At 70.9% G+C, this 1775-nt stretch carries 3 protein-coding genes and 2 pseudogenes; all 5 read right to left on the bottom strand.

The features are described from left to right. A pseudogene (locus ACFWRO_RS37060) lies at positions 1–174 on the bottom strand (SOS response-associated peptidase family protein); the annotation flags it as partial. A gap of 96 nt (positions 175–270) precedes the next feature. Continuing rightward, complete coding sequence (locus ACFWRO_RS37055; RefSeq protein ID WP_384519100.1) at positions 271–468, bottom strand: hypothetical protein; 198 nt, start codon at positions 466–468, stop codon at positions 271–273. Positions 469–477: 9 nt separating this feature from the next. After that, entirely contained in the window at positions 478–861 is a 384-nt protein-coding gene (locus tag ACFWRO_RS37050; RefSeq protein WP_384519097.1) for a hypothetical protein, read from the bottom strand. 179 nt (positions 862–1040) lie between these two features. Then, positions 1041–1346, bottom strand: a pseudogene (locus ACFWRO_RS37045) (recombinase family protein); the annotation flags it as partial. A gap of 84 nt (positions 1347–1430) precedes the next feature. After that, positions 1431–1775, bottom strand: a 345-nt coding sequence (locus ACFWRO_RS37040; RefSeq protein ID WP_384519095.1) for a MarR family winged helix-turn-helix transcriptional regulator, incomplete at its 5' end; no start/stop codon positions are given.

Below are 1775 nucleotides of genomic sequence, written 5' to 3'. Positions count from 1 at the left end.
CGCGGCGAACCTCGTCGTCTTCGGTCCGGGAGGTGCGTTCGAGAACGGCGTAGACCTCGTCGGTGGGCGCGACGTTCCAGCTGGGCTCCAGTCTTCGTCGGGGCGCCAGTCGGTGACCTGGAAGAGTCGGGTCAGATCCTCAGGACTGCGGGTGGAGGTGTAGCGGCCGCACATACCGCCACTGTGCCACGGCACCCGTGCTGGGGAACGGCAGCCGAGGTCAGGCGGCAGCCGCGGCGGGCCACCGCTGGACGCACGGCCAACGCCGCTCTACGCGGCCTCGACGACCGCCGGCAGGACGTCGGTGTGGTTCTTCAGCTCCATGCGGGCCTTCACCACGTTTTCGCCCTCCCAATGACCCCAGCAGGGGTGCGTGCTGACCTGGATCGACAGTTCGCGAATCGGCCCGAGCAGCCGTGCGGGTTGCGCTGGGCGGTCATCGCTCGGGAAGGAGGTAGTTTCAGCCACGGCCGAATACTACGCCAGTTCGAATATCGGGCGGCGGCAACGACATGCGACCGCGCCGGCCCCACTCTGCCGGAGCGCGATAGCTGTCACCTGGGCACGACATCTGTCACGGCCCTGCGCGGCCGAAGTGATCCGGTCGGCGTAGGCGCGGTACGCCTTGCGTCCGGCCGAGGCGGCGCTGGCGACGGAGAGGGCGGCGCACTGCTTAAGCGCCACTCGGTGGAGCGCCAGTGGCGCGATGACGCGCACCAAGTAGCCCTGGCCGCGGCGGATCGTCCGGCCGCTGGCCAGTACTTCCCGGACGGCGGCGTCCTGGGCGTCGGCCAGGTGGTCGGCGAGCAGGACGGGCCGGTCGAGCACCACCGCGGCCTCGGGCTCGGAGGTTCCAGGCACCTTAGGGTCGTCAACCGGCTCAGGCTCGGGGGCGGTGGGCAGGTCGCGGGCGCCGACGGCGTCCAGGACGCGGCGGATCGTCTTGGGCGCGACGCCGTCCTGCCGAGCCAGGGCCTTGACCGCGGTGCCCTCCTGGATCTCGTCGAGGGCCGCCGGGGCCTAGCGTCTTGGCCCGAGGCTGCGGCGGCGGCCACGCCTTCCCTAGTGTCTTCCGAGATCATGTCGCGCTGGAACTTCACGACCCCGGCGAGCATCGTGACGAACAGTTTGGTCTGCGGGTCGTCGGCCGCCAGGTCGAAGTCGGACCATGCGCCGGTCGTGATGTTCAGGTGCAGCCCTCGCCGCTGGAGCACTTCTCGGATCTGGATGACGTCCTTGGTCGAGCGGAACAGGCGGGCGCCGTCCGCGATGCGGATGGTGTCGCCGACTGCGGCTCCGTCGAGCAGCCGGCGGAACCCGGCTCGGTTGACCGCGTAGAGGCCGGGTGCTCGGTCGCGCCAGGCGGCGAGTTCGTCAGCGTCGCCGGTGAGTCGCCCTCGGGGCGGGCCGGGTGATGGGCGGGCGCATCGTCACTCGGGGCAGGTGTCGGTGGGGTCGATGGCCTGGTTGACGCGGTGGCCGATGGCGCGCAGGGTCCGCTGCTGGGCCTGGGTGAGCGGGTCGAAGACGAGGCGGCGGACCTCCTCGACATGCCCCGGGGCGGTGGCCACGACCTTGTCCCAGCCCGTTTCGGTGAGGATCGCCAGGGTGTAGCGGCCGTTGTCCGGATCGGGGGCACGGCGCACCCAGCCCTGCTTCTCCAGGCGCTTGACCACGTGCGACAGGCGGGACAGCGAGCCGTTGGTGAGGACCGCCAGCTCGCTCATGCGCATGGTGCGTTCGGCGGGCTCGGACAGGGTGGCCAGGACTTGGTA

This window comes from Streptomyces sp. NPDC058579, from assembly GCF_042718575.1.
GTDB lineage: Bacteria > Actinomycetota > Actinomycetes > Streptomycetales > Streptomycetaceae > Streptomyces.
Note: the sequence above shows the minus strand (reverse complement) of the source record. Positions and strands in the feature narration are given on the sequence as shown.